We start from the raw sequence: 26,680 nt of genomic DNA on the forward strand, positions 1-26,680 counted from the left end.
TGTTTTGAACATCATTACAAAAATAATTTTAACGAAAAGCACAAAGACGCATAACTCTCTGATAAAATGACATATACCACTTAAAGTCTTTTGTCCTTTGTCTAAAGTTCTTTTGTCTTGTTACTTCCTATACCCTATCCTATACCTAACCTGAAACCCATGAAAAAAGGATTGTCCCTGTTTTTGGTTGCCTCGGCCCTCGTGCTCACGCAATGTAAAAACGAAACCTACCAAACCCAGTCAACCGACACGGCTGTGGCTACTCCAGCGCAGAAGGAGTACAAGTACGAGACTGTTGCCAACGACCCGCTCAACGCCCGCGTCTATACCCTGGACAACGGCCTGAAGGTATACCTGACGGACTACGAGGACGCGCCGCGCATCCAGACCTTCATCGCGGTGCGTGCGGGCTCTAAAAACGACCCGGCCGACGCCACCGGTCTGGCGCACTACCTCGAGCACATGGTGTTTAAGGGCACCAGCCAGCTGGGCACGCAGGATTGGGCCAAGGAGAAAGCCGAGCTCGATAAGATTGAGGCCCTCTACGAAAAGCACCGCAACACCACCGACCCGGCCCAGCGCAAGCAGATCTATCACCAGATCGACTCCATCTCGGGCGTGGCGGCTACCTATGCCGTAGCCAATGAGTATGACAAAATCCTGGGCGCCATCGGCGCGAAAGGCACCAACGCCTATACCTCTGTGGAGCAAACCGTATACACCAACGACATCCCGAGCAACCAACTGGAGCGCTGGGTAGAGCTGGAGGCTCACCGCTTCGGTGAGCTGGTGCCGCGCCTGTTCCACACCGAGCTAGAGGCTGTGTACGAAGAGAAAAACCGTACCCTCGACAACGATGGCTGGAAAGTGATGGAAACCCTGAATGCCGCCATGTTCCCGACGCACCAGTACGGCACGCAGACCACCATCGGTACCATCGAGCACCTCAAAAACCCGTCTATCACCGAGATCAAGAAATACTTCGACAAGTATTACGTGCCGAACAACATGGCCGTAGCCCTGAGTGGCGATATTGACTTTGATGAGGCTATCCGGGCGATTGATGCGCATTTCGGTAAACTGAAGCCGAGCACTGCGCCTACCTTTACCGTGGCGCAGGAGAAGCCGATCGCACAGCCGATTGTGAAAGAAGTAAGCGGACCAAGTGCTGAGAACGTTTCCATCGCTTACCGTTTCCCAGGCATGAGCTCGCGCGATGCGCAGGTGTTGAGCATGATCAGCGCCATTCTTTACAACGGACAGGCGGGCCTGATTGACCTGAACCTGAACCAGCAGCAGAAAGTGTTACAGGCTTATGGTTACGACAACCAGATGAAAGACTACTCGGTGTTCCGTTTAGGTGGTTCGCCGCGCCAGGGCCAGACCCTGGACCAGGTAAAAGACATGCTCCTCGCGCAGGTAGAACTGGTAAAGCAAGGCAAGTTTGACGACGACCTGATCCCGGCCATCATCAATGACAACAAGATCAGCCTGATGCGCGCCTACGAAAGCAACTCGGAGCGTGCCGACGCTTTCGTGACGGCCTTCATCTACGACATTCCGTGGGCGGACTACGTGCAGCGCCCTGAGGCTTTTGCCAAAATAACGAAACAAGATGTGGTGGAAGTGGCTAACAAGTACCTGGGCAACAACTACGTGCTGGTATACAAACGCAACGACAAAAACGCCACCGCCGAGAAGGTCGAGAAGCCAAGCATCACACCGGTGCCGGTTAACCGCGATACGCAGTCGGCCTACTACAGCCAGTTTATGGCCAAAGAAGCTTCGGATCTTCAGCCTGTGTTCGTGGACTATAAGGCCGATATCGAGGAAGCCAAGCTGAAAAACAACATTCCGCTGCTCTATACCAGGAACACCGAAAACGGCCTGTTCCAGCTCTACTACATCCTGGACATGGGTACCAACAACGACCAGAAACTGGGTATGGCCGTGAACTACCTCCGCTTTTTAGGCACCGACAAGTATAGCGCCGAGGAACTGAAGAAGGAGTTCTACAAGCTGGGCACTTCGTTCAACGTGTCTTCGTCCGGCGACCAGGTATACGTAACGCTGTCTGGACTAGACGAGAACTTTGAGAAAGCCCTGGCCCTGTTCGAGAGCGTGCTGCAGAACCCGCAGCCAAACCAGAAAGCCCTCGACGACATGGTACAGGGTATCCTGAAGGCCCGCAACGACGCCAAGCTGAACAAAGGCGTTATCCTGAACCAAGCCTTGGTGAACTACGCCAAGTACGGCCCGAAGAACCCGTTCACGACGGTGCTGTCGGAAAAGGAACTGAAAGCCGTGAAGCCGCAGGAATTGATCACCCTGATCAAGAGCATCCCGACTTACGAGCACCGCGTGCTATACTATGGTCCACGTGAAACGGATGCACTGGTGGCTACCCTGAACGAGGGCCACATTGTGCCCGCCAAACTGAAGCCAGTGCCAGCCGAGAAGGTATACGCGGAGCTCGACATCAAGCAGCCGACGGTATACTGGGTAGATTACAACATGGTGCAGGCCGAACTGATCTTCCTGACCAAAGCCGATGCCTTCAAGAAAGAAATGGTGCCGACCATCCGCCTGTACAATCAGTACTTCGGGTCAGGTATGAGCTCCATCGTGTTCCAGGAGCTGCGTGAGTCGAAGGCCCTCGCCTACTCGGCCTACTCGAGCTACAGCACGGCCAGCAAAAAGGACCGCTCGAACTACATCCAATCGTACATCGGTACGCAGTCGGATAAGTTGCCTGAAGCGATGGCAGGTATGCAGGAACTTCTGACGAACATGCCGCTGGCTGAAGCTAACTTCGATATTGCAAAGGCATCGCTGCGCAACAGCATCACTTCGGAGCGCATCACCAAGTCGTCTATCCTGTTCGACTACGAGCGTGCCAAGCGCCTCGGCCTGGACTACGACATCCGTCGCGACATCTACGAAAGCGCCAACAGCCTGACATTTGACCAGCTGCAGGAATTCCAGAAACAGTTCGTGAGCGGCAAGCCACAGGCGATTTTGGTAATCGGCTCAAAGGACAGACTGAACTTCAAAGAGCTGGAGAAATACGGCAAAGTACAGCAACTGACACTAGAGCAGGTGTTCGGGTACTAAGCCTGCGTGCTATACCTGCGTGAATGGAAGCGGCAGCCTGACTGGGCTGCCGCTTTTGTTTTTACAGATGAGTTAGGCAGAATTGACCTTGATCAAAAGAAGCCTGTATTACACGAACCAGGTATAGCAAAACCCAAAAGTACACCTCCAACCCAAACCCCAGCGTATGTGGCAGCATCATTCAGAGATATTGGATATCTTTATCCGACTGCCCTGCTATAACTATGAATAGACGCATAAAGCACCTGACCCGTATCACCCGCGAGCTGCAACTGCCCAGAACAAAACGCCTGCTAATGTTTTTCGGGATTGTGCTGATTGGGGTGCTGTCGGGTTGGGTTACTTCGGCTACCACCGATTACCCGCCGCCAGTCGCTTACATGACGGGCATTCTGGTAACGGCAGCTTTTCTGTGGGCGACCGAGATCATTCCGCTATTTGCCACGTCGCTCCTGATTATTGGCGCTCAGATTATATTGCTGGGCAATCCGGGCGAATGGGAGTTCCTGCAAACGGCAGGTATAGCCGCTATACCTTACCAAAGCTTTTTGGCGCCGCTGGCCGACCCGATCATCTACCTTTTTCTGGGTGGTTTCATTTTGGCCAAAGTCGGGGTGAAGGTGGGCGTGGACGTATACCTGTCGAGTGCCATGCTCCGTATTTTCGGGTTGTCTGCGAAAAGCGCCCTGATTGGCGTTATTGTGTGCACCACCATCTTTGGCATGTGGATCAGCAACACCGCTACCACCGCCATGATGATCACGCTTACGGGTTCGTTGCTGGCTTTTGTGCCAGCGGGCCACTCCTTCCGTAAGGGGCTAACACTGGCTATACCTTTCTCGGCCAGCATCGGCGGCCTGATGACGCCCATCGGTTCTCCGCCCAATGCCATTGCGGTCGGGCTTCTGGCAAACGAAGGCGTGCAGATCGACTTCCTGACCTGGATGATCATCATGTTCCCGCTTGTAATCATTTTGCTTTTCGTGCTGTACCAACTGCTCTGGCACAGGTATAAGCCCGAACCCCCCCTGATGCTCACCCCCGTCGAAGCCAAGCCTTTCGGTGGCGAAGGCATCTTTGTGATTGTTGTGTTTACCATCACCGTGCTCCTGTGGCTTACCGACAGCCTGCACGGCATTCCGTCGGCGGTAGTGGCGCTATTCCCGGCCATTATGTTCACAGCCACAGGGCTGCTCTCCGTCAAGGAATTCAACCGGATTGAGTGGAACATCCTGTTTGTGATTGCGGGCGGGCTGGCACTGGGGCAAGGCATGAGCCTGACGGGTCTCGACAAAGTAATTGCTAACTCTTTACCGCTGGAGAGTGAGTGGATTGTGCTGATCATCTTCACGATGACCTTGCTGGTAGGCACGTTTATGTCCAACACCACCACGGCGATCCTGTTCATCCCCATGGCCATGTCGATGGCACACCAGTTGGAGGGCGTGAACGTGAAATTTATGGCACTCGGACTGGCCGTAATGGCGGGCAGCAGCATGGCCCTGCCCATCAGTACACCGCCCAATGCCATTGCCTATTCCACCAACGAGCTCACCTCCAAGGATTTCATCACCAACGGCATTGTAATAGGAGTCTGCAGCCTCTTTATCACTTACGTGTATTTCTGGCTGCTCACTTACTTTGGTTTATGGTAGGTATAGCCTGTCGCAGCAGCGCTATACCTGCCCGGAGGATCTGCTTGACAGTAAGGCCTTTCTGTTTTCGGGTAAAAACTTGTGTTGGTCTGGCTTTGCGCTGTGTTAGTAGAAAAGAGAAAACCAGAGCGTTTAAATCTACTATATTAGCATAGGCATCAGGCACTTAGCCGCAGGTATAGCTATACCTGACACACAATACTGCAGGGTATAATTAAACTACCGAAACCATGGAAAACAAGATGAACTACACAAAAGCGACGCTGCTGCTTGTAGCAGGTATATTGGCACTGGCCATCTCATTTTGGCTGGGCGAAGAGAATGGGGCGTATGGCTTCTTCATTGGCTTTGGCTATGCGGCGCTGGCAGGTGGTGTATTGGGTTTGCTTATGGTAGCGCTGAAAAGAAGAGCGGAAAGAAGTGAAAAATAAAGGAGCTATACCGCTTGCCTACCCTTCTGCAGCAATTCACAAACCCTATCGCGCCTTCAGCACCTCCGCCACACGCTTCCACGTGATATCCGGATAGCGGTCGTTGTCCAGAGGATCGAGTTTTGGCAAACCCGTAAACATATCGCGCATGTACTGCATGCCCTGCCAGGCGGGGAAGACTTCCTTACTGGAAGGTGTAAGTGCTTTTGTGACCGTGATGATGGTGTTCAACAAACTAATTCCGCCTACCCGAAACAAGCTAAACTCCTCTCCCGTCGCTTCCGTGGCAGCTTCTCTTAGCCCCCTGGCACTTAGCACATCACCCGCTATCCGCAAATAACGTGGGGTGGTAGGGTCGAGGGCAGCAGCAGCGGTATAGTCGGCTGTATTTTGTATGGTTGTAAAGTCCATCAGCTGATCAGGGTTGCCGTAGTACATCACCCGCTTGATTGGAAAAAGCACGACAGGGGCCTGACCGGTAAGCAGATCGGTGAACATGCCGTTCAGGATGGAAGTGGCAGCGATGGGTGCTTTGTCCAACCGCTCGCCAAACTCCTTGCGGAGGTCCAGGTTCCGGTTATTGCCATAGGGCAGTTTGGTAAAATCAATGGAAAAATCGGATGGAATAAAGCGGGGCACACCGGCTGCCAGGGCAGCATTCAGCAGCAGAGACTGTATCCCGACCATCACGTAGTGCAAACCCGACAAGGCCGAAACCACACAGCTCGCCCCTTCACAAACTTTCGCTAATGCGGCGGGATTGTGGTAATCAACCTCGCAAATCGTAGCGCCCGCTTTCTGCAGTGCCTCCACTTTCGCTGCGTCGCTGTCGCGTCTTACGAGCACCCGCACGCTGGCCCCTTTGCTGAGCAATGACCTGGCAATGCGTCCGCCCAGGTCGCCCGTAGCCCCTGCCACCACGACAGGCCCCGACGTAATCCTGTTTTCCATAGCTGTAACTTTATCTATGGTTTGTAACAGGCTTTAGCGGGAAAGGTTGCCTGAGCATCGAAAGACTATTGATACCGCAGGTATAGCAAAGGTATGGGCTATACCTGCGCCGGACTACGGCGTTCGCTGCGATGCTAAACCAACCAGCCGGGCAATGACGATAGCGGGGAACAGAATGCCTATAGCAGCCAGGCTGGTAGACACCATTTTGGCTCCCGTACTGATGGGGTAAATATCGCCGAATCCCACCGTGGTAAGTGAGGTGAGGCTAAAATAAATAAAATGAACATAGTCCCGATCGGAGCCTGTGAGCAGGACATTTCCCCCGATGGAAACACCCGCAACAGCATGAATCACCTCCAATGTAAGGGCCCCCATCAGAGCGAGCAGCAGGTATACATTCACGGCCCCGATAATGCGGTACACATTCACACTCTGGTCGCGAAACAGCAAGCGAAAGTTGATGTACAGGAAAACCGCCGTGTTCGCAATGGCTACCACATTCTCCAGCACATAGTAAGAATAGGGATTATCTCCGAAACGGATAATTCGCAGGGTCAGGTGTATTCCGAATAGAATCGCGGAAAGCATCATCACCCAATAATTGTCGGTTGAAAAAGTACCTGACAGGAATACGCTCAGCAACAACACGTTGAACAGCAGCACACCATGCTCGCTCATTTCCATAATGACAGGAAGCACGAACACAACCGCCACCAGCATAATCAATAGCACAACAAAGCTGACATCGCCTAACCAGTAAGAGCGGAGTTTCTTTAGAAATTGAAGCATCTTTTATTCACAGCTTTGTTCCTGCTGGAGTTAGTAGTAAGAATAGATGGTCACAAAATACGCATATTACCTGAATTGGCAGATAAAATAAGAAAGGCCACCTGATCTCTCAGGCAGCCTTTCTTGTTAAGCACATATACTTCCGATTAGAAGCTAGCCAACGCCGCGTTCAGCGTTTCGCTTGGGCGCATGGCTTTGCTGGTTTTCTCTTCGTTAGGGTGGTAGTATCCGCCGATCTCAACCGGCTTGCCTTGTGCGGCGATCTGCTCGTCCACGATCTTCTGCTCGTTGTCGGTCAGTTCCTTCGCCAACTTCGAGAACTTGTCTTTCAACTCCTGGTTTTTCGACTGCTCGGCTAGTGCCTGCGCCCAGTACATGGCCAGGTAGAAGTGACTGCCGCGGTTATCGATGCCACCTACTTTGCGGGCCGGCGACTTATCATTCTCCAGGAACATGGCATTGGCCTTGTTCAGGGCCTCCGCCAGCACTTCAGCCTTTTCGTTTTTGGTTTTGTACGCCAGGTCTTCCAGCGATACCGCCAAGGCCAGGAACTCTCCCAGTGAATCCCAACGCAGGTAGTTCTCTTCCACGAACTGCTCAACGTGCTTGGGCGCAGATCCGCCCGCACCAGTTTCGAACAGGCCACCGCCGTCCAGCAACGGAACGATCGACAGCATTTTTGCGCTGGTGCCCAGCTCCAGGATCGGGAACAAGTCGGTCAGGTAGTCACGCAGTACGTTGCCTGTTACCGAGATGGTGTCTTTACCCGCTTTGGCACGTTCACAGGTATAGCGCATGGCTTCTACCGGCGACATGATCTTGATCTCAAGACCGTTGGTATCGTGGTCCTGCAGGTATTTCTCTACTTTCTGAATCAGGTTGGCATCGTGTGCACGCTGTGGGTCCAGCCAGAAAATAGCAGGTGTGTTGGTAATTCTTGCTCGGGTTACAGCCAGCTTCACCCAGTCCTGAATAGGCAGGTCTTTCGTCTGACAGGCTCTGAAGATATCGCCTTCTTCTACTTTCTGCTCCATCAGCGTGTTGCCATCCGCATCCACAATGCGAACTGTACCAGTGGCAGACATTTCAAAGGTTTTGTCATGCGAGCCGTATTCTTCGGCTTTCTGTGCCATCAGACCGATGTTTGGCACGGTACCCATGGTTGTCGGGTCGAAAGCACCGTTCTCTTTGTTGAACTGGATTACTTCCTGGTAGATCTGGGCATAAGAGCGGTCTGGAATGATCGCTTTGGTGTCGTGCAGTTTGCCGTCCGGACCCCACATCTGGCCCGACGAGCGGATAGCCGCCGGCATAGAGGCGTCGATGATCACGTCGCTTGGCACGTGCAGGTTGGTGATGCCCTTGTCGGAGTTCACCATGGCCAGTTCGGGGCGCTGCGCCATCTCTGCTTTCAGGTCAGCTTCGATCTCGGCACGCTTTTCTTCCGACAGATTCTGGATCTTCGCATATACATCACCCAGACCGTTGTTGGCATCTACGCCGATCTCTTTAAAGGTAGCGGCATGCTTGGCAAAAGTGTCTTTGAAGAACACCGTCACGGCGTGGCCGAACATAATAGGGTCAGACACCTTCATCATGGTCGCCTTCAGGTGCAGCGACAACAGGATGCCTTGCTCCTTGGCTTCTGCGATTTCCTTTTCCAGGAAAGAACGCAGGGCGTTGCGGCTCATAACTGACGAGTCCATTACTTCACCGGCTTTCAGCGCTATTTTGTCCTTTAGCACTTTGGTCTCGCCGTTGGCACCGACAAACTCAATGCGCACCTCGGCTGCTTTGTCAGCTACCACAGACTGCTCGCTGCCGTAGAAGTCGCCAGCTGTCATGTGGGCTACATGCGTTTTAGAGTCAGATGACCACTTGCCCATCGAATGTGGGTGTTTTTTGGCGTACTGCTTCACCGCATCAGCCACGCGACGGTCAGAGTTACCCTCACGCAACACTGGGTTCACGGCGCTACCTAAAATCTTGGCATAACGGGCTTTCACGTCTTTCTCCGTGTCGTTTTTTGGATCAGCCGGATAGTCTGGAATATTGTAGCCTTGTGACTGCAATTCTTTGATAGCCGCTGTCAGCTGCGGAATAGAGGCGCTGATGTTGGGCAGCTTGATGATGTTCGCCTCCGGCGTTTTGGCCAGCCCGCCCAGGTAGGCCAGGTCGTCCGACTGCTTTTGCTCCTCCGAAAGGTTTTCCGGGAAGTTCGCCAGAATACGGCCGGCCAGGGAAATGTCTCTCGTTTCTACTTCGATGTCAGCCGCTTTGGTGAAAGCCTGCACGATGGGCAGAAAAGAACGGGTCGCCAGGGCAGGCGCTTCATCTGTAATGGTATAGATGATTTTCGATGATTTTGTCGTCATGTAGGTCAGTATTTATAATTAGTTCGTTCCGGGGAGCATCGCCTACTGCCATTGTTGCCTGGCAAGTAGTCTTTTCCCCGCGCTCGTTTAAGAAGCAAATATAAGAGTCTTTTTGATAAGGCTAAACCTTCGTCTGGTGTTTCATTTGCTTCGTTTGGCAGGTCCTCTCTTTCATCAGAATTGGACAATAATCAGAGCCAACCAAAGGACATCACGCAACCGAATTTTGTACTTCTCGTTTTTAGCCACAGTGCTTACCTCATTCAGAATTTGTAATACGTACCATGTTTTCGACACTCAAGACCAACTTCAGATATATATCACTCCTTTCTTTTATCCTATTCTCGACAGCCTGCTCCGACGATGAAACAAAAGAAGAGATAGAGCCGCAGCAGGACGCGCTGTCGCTTCGGATCATGCCATTGGGCAACTCCATTACGCAGGGCGGCGAGACCAACCCCAGTTACCGCTATGAACTATGGAAAATGCTGGTAGATGCCGGACTGAAATTCGAGTTCGTCGGCTCCCTGGACACGAATTGGTATAGTCAAGCGCCCAACTCAGAACATGGCGCCGATGTGGCCTCTCCCAAAATGGGGGAAACTTACAAAGGGCAAACCTTCACAAACAAACACGAGGGGCACTGGGGCTGGATGACTGCCGATCTCCTGAACGGCTACGCAAACCCGACGCAGTACAAGCGCGACAAAGGCAAGCTGAGCGACTGGCTTAAAGGCTATACCCCGGATGTGGTGCTCATGCACCTGGGTACGAACGACATGATCCACAACAAAACAACAGGCGGCACTGTTTCCAGAATTGAACAGATTATCGGGCAGCTACGAGCCGACAATGAGAACGTTGCCATCATGCTGGCCAAGATCACGCCTATGCCTGCGCAGTATGCCAACGTTGACTCAACACAGCATTTTGTATCGCTGTTGCCAGCGCTGGCTTCGCGCCTCTCAACTCCACAATCTCCAATTATCATTGTCGATGTAAATTCGGGTTATAATCCGGACAGCTATACCTACGACGGGCTTCATCCCAACACCGCTGGTGAGAAATTTATTGCCAAGCGCTGGTACGACGCCCTGAAGGCCAATGAAGCGACATTGTACAATTTAGCAGCACAACGCGACCGCAGAGAGTCAGGCAACTAACCTCTGGTATTATCAATAATGCGCAACCCCAAGGGGTTGCGCTCGTTTTTAAGAGCCATGTAATTTCCATTACTTAGCTCTTACGCACATGCTCTTTCTACTCTCCTGCTTCCGAAAACAAGCTTATACCTTTATTCTTTTCCTTTTTCTGGGTTTTGAAGCACAGGCGCAGTCCCAGCCAATCAAGATCATGCCGCTGGGCAACTCGATCACGCAGGGCAATATGGAATTCGTCAGCTACCGCTACCCCTTGTGGACCAAGTTGATCGACGAAGGCTTGAACGTTGAGTTTGTAGGTTCGCATACAGAAAATGACGGGGGCACCCCTGTCTATAGGAAGTACAAAGGACAGTCGTTTAGCAACCGAAACGAAGGGCACTGGGGCTGGACTGCCGATGAAATTCTGAATGGCAGAGACGGGAAGGGTACTATTGCACAATGGGCAGAAACCTACACTCCGGACGTAGTACTGATGCACCTCGGCACAAATGACATGTTCCGGAATCAAGGTATAGATGAAACGGTGACAGAACTCAAGGCCGTTATAGCAGCCATTCACGAAAAATCCCCTGGTGTCACCATCTTTATCGCCAAACTTATACCTGCAGATGGGCAGCAGGTTGGCCCAACTCCGGCTCAGAACATTCAGTTATTAAACCAGCGCATTGAGGAACTGGTAGATTCGCAATCGCCAGCCGGCCCGCCGCTTATTCTGGTCGATCAAAATACCGGTTTTAATGCTGTAAAAGACACCTACGATGGTGTGCACCCCAACGCAAGCGGTATGGAGAAAATGGCGCAGGTATGGTTCGAGGCCATCATGAACGAAATAATCGTACCGCTTCCGGTAGAGCTGAACAACTTTAAAGGCGTCGCTACGCAGAGCGGAGTGCAGCTAAGCTGGGAAACGGCCTCTGAACTGGACAATGCTTTTTTTGAAGTGCAGCGCGGCCAATCGGCTACGGAGTTCGACTCTGTTGGCCGCGTAGAGGGCGCCGGCACCACCTCTTTGCCCCAACGCTATACCTATCAGGACGAAATGGCCGCACAGGGTGTTCACTACTACCGCCTCCGCCAGGTGGACTACGACGGTACCGAGAGCTACTCAGCAGTGCTGGCCGTGAGCCTGATGCAGGCCACCACAGAAGAGATGCGTGTTTTCCCCACCCAAACCAAAAGCAACCACACCGTAACGGTGCAGGTGCTGGCTCTGCAGCCCCAGGAAAAGTTCAGTATCTCGATCTATACCCTGGAAGGAAAGCTGGTGAAGGAATTTGAAGCGGAGGCAGACCATCGGGGTAACTTCACACAATTGCTCCCCACCGCCGATTTGCGTGATGGCAGCATGTACATGGTGCGAGCCACGCTGCCGGGCAGAGCTTTTATCCGGCATCTGATGGTGGGCCGCTAACCCTGGCTTCTGTCCTGTTGCCTGAGCAGGCGGATAACCTCTTCATCGCTTACCTGCTCAAACTCCTGGTAGAACTGCCCGACGGCCTGAAACATTGGGGGTACGAGCAGGCATACCACTTCGTCTACAATGCCTTCGATCTGCTTAATGGCAGCTTTGGGGGCGACAGGCACTGCTACAATTAGCCTGCGGGGTTGTTTGTGCCGGGCCATGTGTATGGTAGACAGCAACGTTTTGCCTGTGGCGATGCCGTCATCCACTATTATAACCACGCGGTCGTGCAGGTCTACTGGCTGGCGGCTACCCATAAACAACTGGTATTTTTGCCGCAGGCTCTGCTTTATCCGGTCCACTTCAGCTTGTATATACTCCTGCGAAACATCCGACCGTTTATCCACCTCCACATCCTCCAGACTCACGGCTCCTATCGCAAACTCCGGGTTGGCGGGATGGCCGATCTTTTTGGAGACGATCACATCCAGTGGCATTCCTAATCGCCTGGCAATGGGCGCCGCCACCGGAACGCCGCCCCGGGGTATGGCCAGCACCACTCCTTTCTGCCCCTTGTAGCGCTCAAGCCTGTCGGCCAGTAGCTCCGCAGCGATTTGTCTGTTCGGGATGTATTCCATAGGTATATATTTATTGAGTGATGGAGTGGGTAAGTGAAGGAATGAATTTCTAGCAAAATGATTTTGCCTTGGTAAGAGGAATGTTAGTGCGAGGTTGGGGAATTATGTTTCTATTAGACCAATCTTCACGTCAATGGTTAAAAGCTTAATCACCCATTCACTAAATCACCCATTCACTAAATCACTAAATCACTCATTCACTCAATCACCAACTCTCCCTCAACGGGTGCTGTTTGCCGGGTTCCAGGTACTTCCGAAACCAGTCTGTTGCGAGTTGCGCGGCCATTTCAAGTGCGCCGGGCTCTTCAAATAGGTGCGTGGCGTCAGGTACTATCTCCAGATCCTTCAGGCATTGCAGCCGGTCTTGCGCCCACCTGTTCAGGTCGAGCACTTCTTCATCCAGGCCGCCAACGATCAGCAACGTCGGGCTTTGCACGTCGGGCAGCACCCCGGCGGCCAGGTCCGGCCGGCCGCCACGGCTCACCACTGCATAAATGATTTCGTTACCCAACGCAGCTGCAGCACTAAGCGCCGAGGCAGCGCCGGTACTTGCCCCAAACAAACCGATGAGTAAGTTTTTGGTATAGTCGTTTTGCTGGGCCCAGGTCACGGCATCGATCAGGCGTTTGGTGAGCAAGGCAATGTCAAAGCGGTTTTCCTGCCGTTGGTCTTCCTCTTCGGTGAGCAGATCAAAAAGCAGCGTGGCAAAACGGGAGCGCTGCAGGTGCTCGGCTACAAAACGGTTACGCGAACTAAGGCGGCTGCTCCCGCTACCATGCGAAAAAATAACTAGTCCCTTTGCCGCTTCCGGCACAGCCAGATCGGCCGTTAGCTGGACGTTTCCCGCTCTCAGCGCAAGACTGTCCTTGAATATGAAATTTGTCATTCAGTTTGTTTTCGTTGATGAAGCGCTTACAAACTTAATTTACGTCTTGGAATAGTAATAGTTGAAACCTGCTGCGTATAACAGCTTCCCTAGGTATAGGCCCATGCAGCAGAAACGACGTATAGAAGCTATACCTAAATCCAAACACATGTGCAGCAAAATGTTGACTTTGCTATACCTGACGTTACTGACAGGTATAGCGTCCTGCGGATCCGGGGATAGGGAGAACAGCATGGCAGACGAGCAGGCCAGGGAGCACCAGCGCCTGGAAGAAGTGCAGGAAGAGCATCTCCGCAGGGATCGTGCTCCTGCCCAGGATTCCCTTTCTTTTGAGCAGGCTTTCTCCCATTTCATGACAGCCCTGCAAACAGCCGATACCAGCGCGGTCAACCAGTTCATCCACCCGGATCTTGGGCTTTGGGTTGTTGAACAGCCCGGTGCCCTACCCAAGATGACGCACGTGACAGATATCCGAAAGTTCCGGCGTGAGTTCCAGGGAAGGTCTTTTTTCACTATCCGGGACGAGGTAAAGGCATGTGATTTGCGGGAAGAGGCATGGCCTTCATTTGATTGCGGCAACATGGACTATGACAGAGGCCAGTCAGGCTACAGCAAGGACGGATGCTTCGTTGCAGGCCCTGCTAAGTTTCAGAAGAGCGGCTACTGGGACTATGCCAGCCTTTCCGAGACGGAGATCAGACAAGTAAAAGACACCTTGCCATTGCTTCAGCGATCTGTACTACACACGGCTACTTCTTTTGAATTCCACTTCGGCCAGATCGATGGTCAGTGGCGCCTGCTGTTCGCAAAACTGATCTACCCCTGCAGCGCTTGAGTTATTTTCAATTGAGTGGTTGAGTGAGTTAACGATTGAGTGGGTTTTGAACGAGTGAATGATTGGGTTTGATTAAGTGGATGGACGAGAGGATTTTGAATGAGTGAGTAAGCGAATGCAGGGAAGGAACATTGTCAATATCGTTCAAGGAGACAGTAGAAACAGATCCATAAATCGAACAGCCCGTCCCCACGAACGTATCCTCAATAAAAAATCACTCATTCACTCAACCACTCAATCAAAAATGCCCTACTACCGTCGCTTCGACCAGCCTGCTCCCGACCCTGCCCTGCTTGCCAGTCTCACGGCCCAGCAACAGGAAATGCAGGAGCGCGTCGTTATTCAGAAACCTGACTTTGACCTGAAGCTGATTGCGGGCTGCGACTCTTCTTTTGTAGGGGAGGATCATATTCTGTCAGTTTTCGTGCTGCTGTCTTATCCTGACTTAGAGGTACTGGAAAAGGTATGGCATTATGGGGAGGTGGAACTGCCATACGTTCCCGGCTTTCTTTCTTTTAGAGAAGCGCCCAACCTGCTCAAAGCCTACGAAAAGCTGCAGCAAAAGCCCGACCTGATCATGGTCGACGGCCACGGCATCTCCCACCCCCGCCGCTTAGGTATAGCCACGCATCTGGGGCTGCAACTGAGCAAACCAACCATGGGCGTAGCCAAGAAAGTACTCGTGGGCAGGTATAAGGAACCGGATGTAGTGATAGGCTCTGTATCACCGCTGGAACACAAGGGCGAGCTGATCGGGAACGTGCTGCGCACCAAAGACAACGTAAAGCCTGTATTCGTTTCGCCGGGCCACCTGATGGACCTGGAATCGGCGACGAAGGTAGCGATGGCCTGCACGACAAAGTATAAATTACCGGAGCCGACAAGGCTGGCGGACCACTATGCGGCGGTGTTTAAGAGTGAGGTAAAATAAAACCACGGAGTATTTCACTATCAGCAGGATAAGGCTAGCTTTGCAGCTCATATTTCATCCTACTACATGAAACACTTATACCTCTTTACCACACTTTTCTTCACCTTCATTTCGTGCCAGCTGTTTGCGCAGTCCGACTCTACCGTTTCGTTTGTGGCGTACTGGCACAAAGGCGAGACACAGAAGTACAAGGTGATCAAGAAAAAGCTGACACACCGCAACGGCAAGGAAACCCAGAACGAAGTGAGCTCATACCTGACAAGCTTCACCGTGCTGGACTCTACGGCCACCTCTTATCTGGTGGAGTACAAATACGAGAACACACTTTTCAACAGTTCGCCGGAGCTAACGCAGCAAATGGTCTCGCTCGGCGACAAGTACCGCTACCTGACGGTGAAGTACAAGACGGATGAGTTTGGCGCATTCCAAGGGATAGAGAACTGGAAGGAAGTCGGCACCATGATGAATGACATTTTTGCCCTCGTCATCAAAAACACCGAGAACTCCAAAAAGCTTGACCTCGAAAAAGCCCTGAAACCCATTAAAGAGATGTACGCCTCGAAAGAAGGTATAGAACGCCTTGTATTCAAGGAGCTTCAGAGCTTCCATAGTCCGTATGGAGGTGCCTTTAGCCTGGCAGACACCATCCGTTACGAAGATTTGCTGCCTAACCTGGTAGGAGGCGACCCGATCAAAGCGAACGCCTCACTTTACTTTAACCCGATCGATTATGAGACCGGGACCTGCACCTTCATTAACGAACTCAACCCCGACCCTGAAGATATACGCAAGATGATCACCGATATGACCAGCAAGATTATGTCGGCCACAAACTTCGGGAGCGCCGCCGAGAAAAAGCAAAAGATGGCAGAGATGCGAAAGGCTTTTGCCGACATGAAAATGGACATCAAGGACTACAGCACCTATACCTACGACCTCGAAAGCACCTGGCCCACTTTGGTAACCACCAAGCGGACAACTGTAATGGAGCTGCCCGGCGACTCAGGAAATGTTACCGAGGAGACTATTATTGAACGAGTGTATTAAAACCAGCCTTCAAGCCTCACCCCAAGTGAGGCTTTTGCTTTGCTGTCAATTTGGCTGCTAAATTGAATTTCAGCAAAATAATGTCTGCCATAATTTCAGTAAAATCATCTTTAAGTCCCATTGGTGTATCCTTTGCTGTACTGCTCGTAGTACTTAAACTAAGGGGAAAACACATAGGGATATGAATTTTAATAACTATACCATCAAAGCCCAGGAGGCCATCCAAAAGGCCACCGAGATAGCCGGTGGCTTCCAGCAGCAGGCTATCGAGACCGGGCATATTTTAAAAGCGATTCTGGAGACGGACGAGAACGTCACCAGCTTTTTACTGAAGAAACTCAACATCAACGGCAACATCCTGCACACCAAGCTGGATGAGGTGGTCGCGGCTTATCCGAAGGTGAGCGGTGGCAGTCCCTACCTGGCAAATGATGCAGCAGCAGCTCTGCAGAAAGCCACATCATACCTGAAGGAGTTTGGCGATGAATATGTGGCCATTGAGCACATGCTCCTGGGCCTGCTGGCGGACCGCGACAAGGTGGCCGGCATCATGAAGGATGTGGGCTTCAATGAAAAAGACCTCAAAAAAGCCATTAAGGAACTGCGCGGCGGTACCAAGGTAACTGACCAGAACGCCGAGGCGAAGTATAACTCGCTCAAGCGCTATGCCCGCGATCTGAACGAAATGGCCCGCAACGGTAAGATCGACCCGGTAATCGGCCGCGACGAAGAGATTCGCCGCGTGCTGCAGATCCTGAGCCGCCGTACCAAGAACAACCCGGTCCTGCTGGGTGAGCCCGGTGTGGGTAAGACCGCGATCGTGGAAGGACTGGCGCAGCGCATCGTGAGTGGCGACGTGCCCGAGAACCTGAAGAACAAGACGCTGATGAGCCTCGACATGGGTCTGCTGGTGGCAGGCGCCAAGTATAAAGGTGAGTTCGAAGAGCGCCTGAAAGCGGTGATCAAAGAAGTGGTGGATGCTGAGGGCGAGATCGTGCTCTTCATCGACGAGATCCATACCCTGATCGGTGCTGGTGCGGGTGGTGAGAGCGCCATGGACGCGGCCAACCTGCTCAAGCCAGCCCTGGCCCGTGGCGAACTGCATGCCATCGGTGCAACTACCTTGAAGGAGTATCAGAAGTACATAGAGAAAGATAAAGCTCTGGAGCGTCGTTTCCAGGCCGTTATGGTGGACGAGCCAAGCGTGCAGGACGCCATTTCTATCCTGCGCGGTATCAAAGACAAGTACGAGGTGCACCATGGGGTACGCATCAAGGACGACGCCATCATCTCTGCTGTGGAGTTATCGAGCCGCTACATCTCCGACCGTTTCCTGCCAGACAAGGCCATTGACCTGATGGACGAGGCGGCGGCGAAACTGCGCATCGAGATCGACTCGCTGCCGGTGGAGCTGGACGAGATTCAGCGCCGCATCATGCAGCTGGAGATTGAGCGGGAGGCGATCCGCCGTGAGAACGACAAAGACAAAGAAGCGGTGCTTTCGAAAGAGATCGCTGACCTGAGTGGCAAGCGCGATGACCTGAAAGCCAAGTGGCAGAACGAAAAGCAGATCATCGAGGGCATCCAGAAAGAGAAAGAGAACATCGAAAACTATAAACTGGAGGCTGAGCAGGCCGAACGCTCCGGCGACTATGGCCGTGTGGCTGAGCTGCGTTACGGCAAGATCCAGGAAGCTGAAAAGCACTTGGGTGAGCTGCAGGAGCAGGTACGCCAGATGCAGGGCGAGAACCCGATGCTGCAGGAGGAAGTTACTTCTGAAGACATCGCTGAAGTAGTGGCCAAGTGGACCGGTATACCTGTGAGCAAAATGTTGCAGAGCGACCGCGAGAAGTTGCTCAACCTGGAGCGCGAACTGGGCAGCAGAGTGGCAGGTCAGGAAGAGGCGATTGAGGCCATTTCTGATGCCGTGCGCCGCAGCCGTGCCGGTATGCAGGACCCGAAGCGCCCGATCGGTTCGTTCATCTTCCTGGGTACCACCGGTGTGGGTAAGACCGAGCTGGCCAAGGCGCTGGCTGATTACCTGTTCAACGACGAGAATGCGATGGTGCGTATTGACATGAGTGAGTACCAGGAGCGCCACGCCGTGAGCCGCATGATTGGTGCGCCTCCGGGATACGTGGGTTACGATGAAGGTGGTCAGCTGACCGAGGCCGTGCGCCGCAAACCCTACTCGGTGGTACTGCTCGACGAAATCGAGAAAGCGCACCCGGATGTGTTCAACATCCTGCTGCAGGTATTGGACGATGGTCGATTGACGGACAGCAAGGGCCGTGTGGTGAACTTCAAGAACACGATCATCATCATGACTTCGAACATCGGTTCACACATCATCCAGAGCAATTTTGAGCAGATGGACGAGTTCAACCACGACGAGGTGATTGAGCGCACCAAGGACGAAGTATTCGAGTTACTGAAAAAGTCTGTGAGGCCGGAGTTCCTGAACCGTATCGACGAGCTGGTGATGTTCCGTCCGCTGAGCCGCGGCGATATCCGCAAGATCGTTTCTATCCAGTTCGGTCACATCCAGGATCGTCTGGACGAGGCAGGTATACGCCTGATCGCGACCGACGAGGTGCTGGACTACCTGGGCGAGCAGGGCTACGATCCGCAATTCGGTGCCCGTCCGCTGAAGCGTGTGCTGCAGCGCCAGGTGCTTAACGAGCTATCGAAGGAGATATTGGCTGGTACCATAAATAAAGATTCTGTCGTAGAGGCGGTACTAGACCACGGAAAGATTCGTTTCAATAACGTGGACATCCAGTTGCCCACAGAATAGTGAATTGATTGTGTAATTAAAGTTTAGAGTTTAGTTGAGCAAAAGGCCTCTCCGTTTGGAGGGGCCTTTTTGTTTTTATAACTACCCGCAGCGGGATGCCGTACCCAAAGCACAACCATTCTCAAAACCTATACCTATGGACGAATTCATGCAACTGGCAATTAACGAGGCGAAGAAGGGCCGCAGCGAAGGTGGTATACCTATTGGCTCCGTGCTCGTGAAAGACGGTAAGGTAGTGGCAACAGGGCACAACAAGCGGGTGCAGGAGAACAACCCGATTCTGCACGGCGAGATGGACTGCCTCAACAATGCCGGCCGCATTGGGAGCTATCGCAATACTGTGATCTACTCCACCCTGATGCCCTGCTACATGTGCGCCGGTACCATTGTGCAGTTCAAGATTCCGAAAGTGATTGTGGGCGAGTCGAACACTTTTGACGGTGCACGGGAATTCATGGAGTCGCATGGCGTGGAGGTGGTGGACCTGAACCTGCCGGAGTGCATCGAGATGATGGAGGATTTCATCAAAGAGAAGCCGGAGCTTTGGAACGAGGACATCATGGAATTGTAATAAATGCTTTAATAACGTTTAACCTGCCATGTAAACCGAATCTTTTCCTACTCAATAAGCAGAATCGAAAAATTAATTTGATTGAACTTTCTTGTCTCTGCAAATCCCTATTCAAGTTAAATAGGGGCTATTTGGCAAATTAATTACTACTGTCCTAGCAGATTATCTTAGAGTGGAGAAATCATAACTTAAAGTATTCAAAATATACAAGCATTTGATTCATGAATAAAATATAAATTATTCATACAATATTATAACATATGATTTTTAATAGCGTAGACTCCCTATATAATAAATTCTATCCATTGTTATAAAAGTAGCAACAATGCTTCAAATATTAAAAAAGGGAGTCCGCTCTACCATTTATGCTTTAAAAGGTGAATCCAAACCCCAACCCGGAGAATTCGCTAAGCGAATAAAAAAAAGACATAATATCTTTTGGAAATCTATTGATGCAGATCTTGTGCGAAACAGCAACATGCGCAAAGGTGATTCACTAGAGCAGTGGCATAATGTTAAATACTGGCAGCGCAAACTAAGTAATAAGTACAATGCGCGTCTCTTTGCAGAAATGCATGGATGTAGAGTGCCTGATCTTTATTGGAAAGGTCGAAACTTAGATGATCTTGACTTTAATAAGCTCCCAAAGCAATATGTGATCAGGCCTACCATAGGACACTCTTGTAACATGGTTTTTCTGATGAACAACACCTTTAACCTGATGGATAAGAACTTTTATTCTGAAGAGGAAATTAGAGAGCGACTTCATCAGGCATTATTAGAAAACCCCTTTCAAGAGTTTCTTTTCGAAGAATTCGTTAAAAGTGAAAATGGAGAGTATAAAATACCTGATGACTATAAGTTTTCCCTTTTCAATGGGGAATTAGCAGTTATTGATGTAATTAATCGCACCAGTCCTAAAGCAGGCCTATCCGGTTGTTATGACGAGCACTGGAATAAAGTAGATACCCTCTCAGCCTACTACCATGAAGCCCCTTATCAAGCGCCTCCACATTGCCTTGCAGAGATGATTGAGCATGCTAAAAAATTGAGTAAAGCCTATCAAATTTTTGTCAGAATCGACTTTTACGCAACTGATAAAGGAGCGGTGTTTGGAGAGTTTACCCCTACTCCTGGCAGGGGGGAGGGCTTCACCATCGATGCTGACAAGAAGCTTTTGGAGTGTTGGGATAAATTCTGTCCAGGAATGATTTAGCGGTACTCAGCTATAGGTATTGCTACTCCTCCCCCTCCAGCACATACCGCATGGCCTGCTCTTTGTCGGTCAGGTTATAGTAACGTATGCCGTGTTTCTTGACGGTACTGGCCAGCTTTGCCGACCATTTCTGCCACCTCTTTTCTCCTACCATCGCCACCCGGCCATAGTCGAGCCCGTGGATGATGTCGAACAGCCCGTTTTCTATGGCAGCCACAGGGTTTATCCAGGCTACATCCACCATCTCGTAGTAGATGTGGGTCTCTTCATTCTTGAGCATCAGGTCGCGGACAATGTTGCGGTACCGATCAAAGTCAGGTATAGTCAGTCTGTCGCGCACCCGCACGGCCAGCACATTGCCGTGTGTTTCAGGCAGTATCTCGAGCATATCTTATGTATTGAATCCGGTTTCACTTCGCTTACACTTTATACCTGTACTTCTAATTAAATAGTTGAGTTAGATTGCACAAGAGGTGTTCTCTAATTTTCGAAGACGCTATTTGCCCGGTTTGCTTCAGAATACGTACTTTGCAGCTCCCCTATACCTGACGCCATGCAAAAAATACGCTATACCTTCCTCCTGCTGCTTATCTTCACCATTTTCACAGCCCAGGCCAAAGTCGATACGCTCGTCATCCAAAGCCCTTCAATGCAGAAGACGCTGAAGGCCGGCGTGGTGACACCCGAGAGTTACCAGAAGAAAAAGAGCGGCCCCTATCCCGTGCTATACCTGCTGCATGGCTACAGCGGCAACTTCAGTAACTGGCTCAAAGTGCCGCCGCAAAAAGACCTCCTCCAGACCATGGCCGATAAATACCAGCTCATCATCGTGACGCCTGACGGTGGCTACGCCAGCTGGTACTACGACAGCCCGGTGGACAAAGCAAGCCAGTACGAAACGTTCATCACGCAGGAATTGCGACAGGAGATCGAGCGCAGGTATAAGGCTATACCTGAACGCAAGAGCCGTTTTATCTCCGGCCTGAGCATGGGCGGGCACGGGGCGCTATACCTGTCGGCACGAAACCCGGGGCTATACCTAGCAGCCGGCAGCATGAGCGGTTCCCTCAACGTTTCAGGTATAGACCGTCAGAATCTCCTCCCCAGCATAGAAGCCGTGCTGGGCCCGAAAGTAGGAAACGAGCAGGTATACAAAGCCAACTCCATCGTGCACATGGTACCGCAGCTCAAGCAGAGCGGCGTGCAGTTTATTATTGATTGCGGGGTGGATGACTTCCTGATAGAAGACAACCGCGAACTGCACCGCCGCCTGGTGTACGAAAAGGTACCGCATGACTACATCGAGCGCCCCGGTGCCCACAGTTGGACTTACTGGGGTAATGCGTTGGAGTACCACCTGCTGTTTTTCCAGAAGGTAAAAGCAATGGCTGAGCAGCAAGCTCCGAACTAGGTACAGCTAGGCTGTCATCAGGTGCCGGATTTGCCGGATCACCCGCTTCAGGCGTACCCGGGAGATATCGTAAAACATAGTGATGAACAGGAGACCGGCCGGCACAAAGAAGATGCGGTGTTCCAGCATGGGGTATAGGTAACCGCCCGCCACAGCTCCTGCCAGAAAGAAAAAAATGATGACCAGACGGAGCGTGATCCGTTGCTGAAGCCCGTGCTTCTGCTCCGGTGCGGCGTGGGTAGCCGCGGCCAGGTCTATCCCCAGGTCAGTAAATATACCTGTCAGGTGGGTGGTGCGCACAACCGAGCCGGAGACCATGGTAACCAAGCTATTTTGCAGCCCCATGGCAAAGAGCAGGCTGCCGGCAAACACTTCCTGCATCCTGGTGCTCCCGTCGTAGTGGCTGCCATAGACCGCGTTTAAGATGAGGATCATGATCTCGAGCAGGATCGGAACGGTGTAGGCAAACACCTGATTGCGCCCGATCCGACCGATGATAATGCTCGTCGTGAAAGCACCCAACAGGAAGAGCAACATCCAAAGGCCAATGATGCGGACCAACCGGAAATCGCCCGCTGCCAAACTTTCAGCAAAATAAGCTGCGTGTCCTGTTACATTCGTGGTCAGCACGGCAAAGGCGAACAGACCGGCGATGTTCACAAAGCCTGCTATCAGGCAAAGCAGGGCTGCCAACTTGATGTTGTGCCTGAAATTGCGCCGCCGTCCGATGTGCCGTAACATGGGTATAGGAAACCTATTTAAATTCCGATACCACCAGCAGGCAAGCGAGCCGCGCTACTGCCACTTCATGCCTGGCCGGCGCTATACGCCCCCTTGTTTTGTCTGTCTTAAAAATCACGATGTAGGCCAGGGGTTGTTACTCCACATTATACTTATCAACGAAGTCGCGCCTTGCTTTATCTCCCTTCCGAACGAAAGGGCGGATGATGAGGCGTGTGCCGTTTTCGTAGGTGAAGAACCGGTATATCCAGTTGCTTAGTACCACCAGTTTGTTTCGGAAACCTACCAGCGCCATGACGTGCACAAACAGCCAGGTCACCCAGGCAAAGAAGCCTCCAAGGTGGATGTTGCCAGGCAAGTCCGCTACCGCCCTGTTGCGTCCGATGATTGCCAGCGAACCTTTGTCATGGTACTCAAACTCTTCCAACTTCTCGCCCCGGATCAGGCGACTCAGGTTTTTGGCCAGCAGTTTGCCCTGTTGTATGGCCGGCTGCGCAACGCCCGGGTGCCCCTTCGGCCACTTCTCTGTTTTCATCGCGGCAATGTCTCCGATTGCGAAGATGTTATCGAAGCCCAGCACCTGGTTGTAGCGGTTCACGAGGATACGCCCACGCTCCACTGCCTCTGCTGGCAAGCCGTCGATGAGGGCTCCCTGCACACCAGCCGCCCATACCAGCGTTTGCGCGTGTATCTGCTCCCCTCCTTTTATGGTGGCCACATAGCCATCGTAGTTTTCCACGAGCGTGTTCAGCTTCACGATGATTCCCATGTCTTCTTGCAGGTACTTCAAGGTCTTCGCGCTCGCCTCGGGCGACATGGGCGGAAGCACCCGGTCCATACCTTCTATCAGATAAATGTTCATCCGGCTGAAGTCTACGCCTGGGTAATCGGTGGGTAGGATGTGCTTGCGCATTTCGGCCAGGGCACCGGCGGTTTCCACGCCCGTAGGCCCGCCGCCCACAATCACGAAGTTGAGCAGGCTCTGCTGCAGTTCGGGGTCGGCGGTCATGCTAGCCTGCTCGAAGCACTGGAACAGGTGGCTGCGCAGGTTGAGGGCCTGTGGTACCTGTTTCAGCGGGAAGGCGTTTTTCTTCACCTCCTCATTCCCGAAGTAATTGGTTTTGGTACCGGTGGCGATTACCAGGTAGTCGTAGGCCAGGTCGCCTACCAGCGTATGCACCGTTTTTGCGATGGGGTTGACGCTATTAACCTTAACAAGGCGGAAGTGAAAGTCTTCGTAATTGTCGCTGCCGAACATTTTGCGGAGCGGCTCGGCAATAGAGTCCGGCTCCAGGCCGGCCGTGGCTACCTGGTAAAGGAGCGGCCAGAAACCGTGGTAGTTCTGGCGGTCAAGCATCACTACCTGAAAATCTTTGTCTTTCAGTCGCTTGGCCAGGTTAATCCCTCCAAACCCGCCGCCGATGATCACGACGCGGGGCTTGGTGGTGTCGGGTATATTGAGTGATAATTTATCTACATCAAGCATAACGAGATCTGATTTAACTGTGAAAAGTCAGTATGGACAACATGCACCCGCAGGTCAGTCCAGTATACGTTTTTTTCTATATGGACAGATAACGCAGCCTGCTGATGTTGGTTGTTTCTGATGCAATTTAACCAAACTGCCAGCCATTAAAAAGCCCGGCTCAGGTATAGCTATACCTGGGCCGGGCTCCTCTAAATCCTAAGTAATTACTTCTTGCTGTTGAACTCCCCGTTTCGGAGCATGTCGAGCAATTTGATGATTGCAAACGGGCTAACCGTTGGGAACATGTTGCGTTGCTCCTGCCGCTGCACCTGCTGCATGTTCCAGGCCCGGAAGTTGCCCCCTCCATCCATCGGTGTTGTGCTGAAGAGCTCTTCGAGGCGTTTGGGATCCAGGTTGCGCATGGCAATGGCCATCCCGTCATCGGGGAGTTTTACGGCCAGCACGGCCTCCTTAAAATCGCGCTCTGTTGGCCAAGGGAAAACGGTTACCTCGGGCAGTTGCGTGGGGTCTTCCTGCATCTGCATAATAATAGAGTAGCTCTGGCTCTGGTAGTTCTGCGGTATTTTCAGGTATTGCTTTTTGTAACCGAGCGCGCTGAACACCACACTGTCGCCGGTGAGCACGGGCACGGAGAAGAAACCGTAGGCGTTGGTCTGTGTGCCGCGGCTGGTCTTGGGCACATACACGCTTACGCCTGCCACACCGTAGAGGCTGTCTCCCACGGTTACAAAACCGGTCAGCTGCACCACACGCTTATGGCCCTGCGCCGCCGCCTCGTTGGGCGCGCCCAACATCAGGAACGCAAGAAAGGCCAAAGGCAATAGCAAGCCGAAGGTGCGTTTATTTGTAAGTAGTAGTTTTTGTAAATCGGGCATCATGTAGTACAATAATACTTCATATAATTTTATTATAGCAGCTTTTAGCTAATTTTGTTCTGACACGCCTTCCATTATGCGGCTCAAACACTTCAGTCTTACCTTCGGAGAACAGGTTTTAAAGGCCCTGGCAGACGACTCGCGGCTGCGCATGCTGCACCTGATCCTGCGCAACAAGGAAATGTGCACCTCGGACCTCGAACACGTGCTGGACTTCACCCAGACCAAGACTTCGCGCCACTTGGCCTACCTGCGCAATGCCGGCCTTGTAACGCCCCGCAAGCTCGACCAGTGGGTTTACTACTCTTTAAAGGAAGAAGCCTCTGATTTCGTTCAACAGATTTTCACTTACCTGGAGCGCGATACCCTGTTGCAGAAAGATCAGGAAACGTACCGTATCCTGTACTCTAACCGCGAACTGGCCGTTAACCGTATGCAAACCCGCCGTTGGACCGACAGTTAACTCTTATTAAGACAAAGTCTTGGGCTATTGGTTTAAACAGCGATATAGAACTTTTAGTATACTCAAGTCTGTTGCTTTTGCACATATTTTTTAAACATACCGCCCGCCAAACCGTTTCTCTTTAGCTGAACCCCTATTTATGAAGCCATACAAACATATCTTCTTCGACCTTGACCATACGCTGTGGGATTTTGAGAAAAACTCGGAGGAGACGCTCTATACCTTGTACCACGAGTTCGGATTGGCTGAATTTGACAAGTTCGACATTCACTCCTTCTATAAGAAGTACAAGTTTGTAAACCATCTGCTCTGGGATCTCTACAACAAAGGCAAGATAGACCAGAAAGAATTGCGTGAGGCCCGCTTCGTGAAAACCCTCACCGGATTGGGCCTCGAACCGCATCAGGTTCCGACAGGTATATCCGAGGCCTACACCGACCTTTGCCCCCAGAAGACGGCTGTGTTCCCCTATACCTTCGAAGTGCTCGATTACCTGAAGCCGAAATATGGCCTGCACATCATCACCAACGGGTTTAAGGATGTGCAGTACATCAAAATGAATGGCTCGAAGCTGACTGACTATTTCAAAGAGATCGTGACCTCGGAGTGTTGCGGGTATAAAAAACCGGACAAACGCATTTTTGAGCATGCCCTGGACCGCATACAGGTACGCCCGCAGGACTGCCTGATGATAGGCGACAACCTGGAGTGCGACATCGACGGTGCCCGTCTGGCAGGTATAGATCAGGTATTTTTCAACCCAGAGAAGACGAAAAGCAAGCTTTCGCCTAAGCCTACTTACCATATCCACTGCCTGAGCGAACTGCAGGCCATGTTATAGCAAAGCTATACCCTTTACAGGCCGGAAAATAAAATAATTCGCCTTACCTTTGTATA

Annotated in this window: 23 protein-coding genes; 14 read left to right on the forward strand and 9 right to left on the reverse strand. The window is 51.9% G+C overall.

Annotated features, from left to right (window positions below):
- Nucleotides 1-159 precede the first annotated feature (159 nt).
- The 3 genes from BD749_RS16625 to BD749_RS16635 all read left to right on the forward strand — a co-directional run bounded on the left by BD749_RS16625 (nt 160) and on the right by BD749_RS16635 (nt 5,200).
- Entirely contained in the window at nt 160-3,114 is a 2,955-nt protein-coding gene (locus BD749_RS16625) for a M16 family metallopeptidase (protein ID WP_101446409.1), read from the forward strand.
- Between the two features lie 224 nt (nt 3,115-3,338).
- Nucleotides 3,339-4,769 (forward strand): SLC13 family permease, encoded by a 1,431-nt coding sequence (locus BD749_RS16630; RefSeq protein ID WP_101446411.1) that lies wholly within the window; start codon nt 3,339-3,341, stop codon nt 4,767-4,769.
- A gap of 230 nt (nt 4,770-4,999) precedes the next feature.
- Nucleotides 5,000-5,200, forward strand: a complete 201-nt coding sequence (locus tag BD749_RS16635; protein WP_101446413.1) for a hypothetical protein — start codon at nt 5,000-5,002, stop codon at nt 5,198-5,200.
- A gap of 45 nt (nt 5,201-5,245) precedes the next feature.
- Here the strand turns inward: BD749_RS16635 and BD749_RS16640 are convergent, their stop codons facing one another.
- From BD749_RS16640 to BD749_RS16650, 3 genes are all read right to left on the reverse strand, one after another.
- Nucleotides 5,246-6,151: an NmrA family NAD(P)-binding protein gene (locus BD749_RS16640; RefSeq protein WP_101446415.1), complete on the reverse strand. Its 906-nt coding sequence runs from the start codon at nt 6,149-6,151 to the stop codon at nt 5,246-5,248.
- A gap of 114 nt (nt 6,152-6,265) precedes the next feature.
- Nucleotides 6,266-6,943, reverse strand: a complete 678-nt coding sequence (locus tag BD749_RS16645; protein WP_101446417.1) for a potassium channel family protein — start codon at nt 6,941-6,943, stop codon at nt 6,266-6,268.
- Nucleotides 6,944-7,089: 146 nt separating this feature from the next.
- Nucleotides 7,090-9,318, reverse strand: coding sequence for an NADP-dependent isocitrate dehydrogenase (locus BD749_RS16650; RefSeq protein ID WP_101446419.1), 2,229 nt, complete (start codon nt 9,316-9,318; stop codon nt 7,090-7,092).
- A 284-nt stretch (nt 9,319-9,602) separates the two neighbouring features.
- On the opposite strand from BD749_RS16650, the gene BD749_RS16655 reads away from it, so the two are divergent.
- Together BD749_RS16655 and BD749_RS16660 are read left to right on the forward strand one after the other, a co-directional pair.
- Nucleotides 9,603-10,481 carry an SGNH/GDSL hydrolase family protein gene (locus tag BD749_RS16655; RefSeq protein WP_101446421.1) on the forward strand — a complete coding sequence of 293 codons (879 nt, stop codon included), beginning with the start codon at nt 9,603-9,605 and terminating at the stop codon, nt 10,479-10,481.
- An 88-nt stretch (nt 10,482-10,569) separates the two neighbouring features.
- Nucleotides 10,570-11,892: an SGNH/GDSL hydrolase family protein gene (locus BD749_RS16660; protein WP_101446423.1), complete on the forward strand. Its 1,323-nt coding sequence runs from the start codon at nt 10,570-10,572 to the stop codon at nt 11,890-11,892.
- Here BD749_RS16660 and BD749_RS16665 read toward each other — a convergent pair.
- Together BD749_RS16665 and BD749_RS16670 are read right to left on the reverse strand one after the other, a co-directional pair.
- Nucleotides 11,889-12,521 (reverse strand): phosphoribosyltransferase, encoded by a 633-nt coding sequence (locus BD749_RS16665; RefSeq protein WP_101446425.1) that lies wholly within the window; start codon nt 12,519-12,521, stop codon nt 11,889-11,891. The genes BD749_RS16660 and BD749_RS16665 overlap by 4 nt on opposite strands.
- 205 nt (nt 12,522-12,726) lie before the next feature.
- Nucleotides 12,727-13,407 (reverse strand): dienelactone hydrolase family protein, encoded by a 681-nt coding sequence (locus BD749_RS16670; protein ID WP_101446427.1) that lies wholly within the window; start codon nt 13,405-13,407, stop codon nt 12,727-12,729.
- Nucleotides 13,408-13,510: 103 nt separating this feature from the next.
- Between BD749_RS16670 and BD749_RS16675 the strand changes: the two genes are divergently transcribed.
- The 6 genes from BD749_RS16675 to BD749_RS16700 all read left to right on the forward strand — a co-directional run bounded on the left by BD749_RS16675 (nt 13,511) and on the right by BD749_RS16700 (nt 20,804).
- Nucleotides 13,511-14,242, forward strand: a complete 732-nt coding sequence (locus tag BD749_RS16675) for a hypothetical protein (protein WP_245869347.1) — start codon at nt 13,511-13,513, stop codon at nt 14,240-14,242.
- A 244-nt stretch (nt 14,243-14,486) separates the two neighbouring features.
- On the forward strand, nt 14,487-15,173 hold the full coding sequence (gene nfi, locus BD749_RS16680) for a deoxyribonuclease V (RefSeq protein ID WP_101446429.1): 687 nt from the start codon (nt 14,487-14,489) through the stop codon (nt 15,171-15,173).
- A gap of 66 nt (nt 15,174-15,239) precedes the next feature.
- On the forward strand, nt 15,240-16,220 hold the full coding sequence (locus BD749_RS16685) for a hypothetical protein (protein WP_101446431.1): 981 nt from the start codon (nt 15,240-15,242) through the stop codon (nt 16,218-16,220).
- A 181-nt stretch (nt 16,221-16,401) separates the two neighbouring features.
- Nucleotides 16,402-19,017, forward strand: a complete 2,616-nt coding sequence (clpB, locus tag BD749_RS16690; protein ID WP_101446433.1) for an ATP-dependent chaperone ClpB — start codon at nt 16,402-16,404, stop codon at nt 19,015-19,017.
- A gap of 136 nt (nt 19,018-19,153) precedes the next feature.
- A complete protein-coding gene (locus tag BD749_RS16695) occupies nt 19,154-19,588 on the forward strand; it encodes a nucleoside deaminase (RefSeq protein WP_101446435.1) in 435 nt (144 codons plus the stop codon).
- A gap of 325 nt (nt 19,589-19,913) precedes the next feature.
- Nucleotides 19,914-20,804, forward strand: a complete 891-nt coding sequence (locus BD749_RS16700) for an ATP-grasp fold amidoligase family protein (protein WP_101446437.1) — start codon at nt 19,914-19,916, stop codon at nt 20,802-20,804.
- 22 nt (nt 20,805-20,826) lie between these two features.
- Here the strand turns inward: BD749_RS16700 and BD749_RS16705 are convergent, their stop codons facing one another.
- Complete coding sequence (locus tag BD749_RS16705) at nt 20,827-21,192, reverse strand: SpoIIAA family protein (RefSeq protein ID WP_101446439.1); 366 nt, start codon at nt 21,190-21,192, stop codon at nt 20,827-20,829.
- Between the two features lie 165 nt (nt 21,193-21,357).
- Between BD749_RS16705 and BD749_RS16710 the strand changes: the two genes are divergently transcribed.
- Nucleotides 21,358-22,215: an alpha/beta hydrolase gene (locus tag BD749_RS16710; protein WP_101446441.1), complete on the forward strand. Its 858-nt coding sequence runs from the start codon at nt 21,358-21,360 to the stop codon at nt 22,213-22,215.
- A 6-nt stretch (nt 22,216-22,221) separates the two neighbouring features.
- Here the strand turns inward: BD749_RS16710 and BD749_RS16715 are convergent, their stop codons facing one another.
- The 3 genes from BD749_RS16715 to BD749_RS16725 all read right to left on the reverse strand — a co-directional run bounded on the left by BD749_RS16715 (nt 22,222) and on the right by BD749_RS16725 (nt 25,260).
- Complete coding sequence (locus tag BD749_RS16715) at nt 22,222-22,956, reverse strand: YoaK family protein (protein WP_101446443.1); 735 nt, start codon at nt 22,954-22,956, stop codon at nt 22,222-22,224.
- Between the two features lie 136 nt (nt 22,957-23,092).
- On the reverse strand, nt 23,093-24,442 hold the full coding sequence (locus tag BD749_RS16720; protein ID WP_101446445.1) for an NAD(P)/FAD-dependent oxidoreductase: 1,350 nt from the start codon (nt 24,440-24,442) through the stop codon (nt 23,093-23,095).
- A 206-nt stretch (nt 24,443-24,648) separates the two neighbouring features.
- Nucleotides 24,649-25,260: a carboxypeptidase-like regulatory domain-containing protein gene (locus tag BD749_RS16725; protein ID WP_245869350.1), complete on the reverse strand. Its 612-nt coding sequence runs from the start codon at nt 25,258-25,260 to the stop codon at nt 24,649-24,651.
- A gap of 136 nt (nt 25,261-25,396) precedes the next feature.
- Between BD749_RS16725 and BD749_RS16730 the strand changes: the two genes are divergently transcribed.
- Nucleotides 25,397-25,783, forward strand: coding sequence for an ArsR/SmtB family transcription factor (locus BD749_RS16730; protein ID WP_101446447.1), 387 nt, complete (start codon nt 25,397-25,399; stop codon nt 25,781-25,783).
- A 139-nt stretch (nt 25,784-25,922) separates the two neighbouring features.
- Complete coding sequence (locus BD749_RS16735; protein WP_101446449.1) at nt 25,923-26,624, forward strand: YjjG family noncanonical pyrimidine nucleotidase; 702 nt, start codon at nt 25,923-25,925, stop codon at nt 26,622-26,624.
- Nucleotides 26,625-26,680 lie beyond the last annotated feature (56 nt).

The organism is Pontibacter ramchanderi (genome assembly GCF_002846395.1).
In the GTDB taxonomy this organism is placed as follows: domain Bacteria; phylum Bacteroidota; class Bacteroidia; order Cytophagales; family Hymenobacteraceae; genus Pontibacter; species Pontibacter ramchanderi.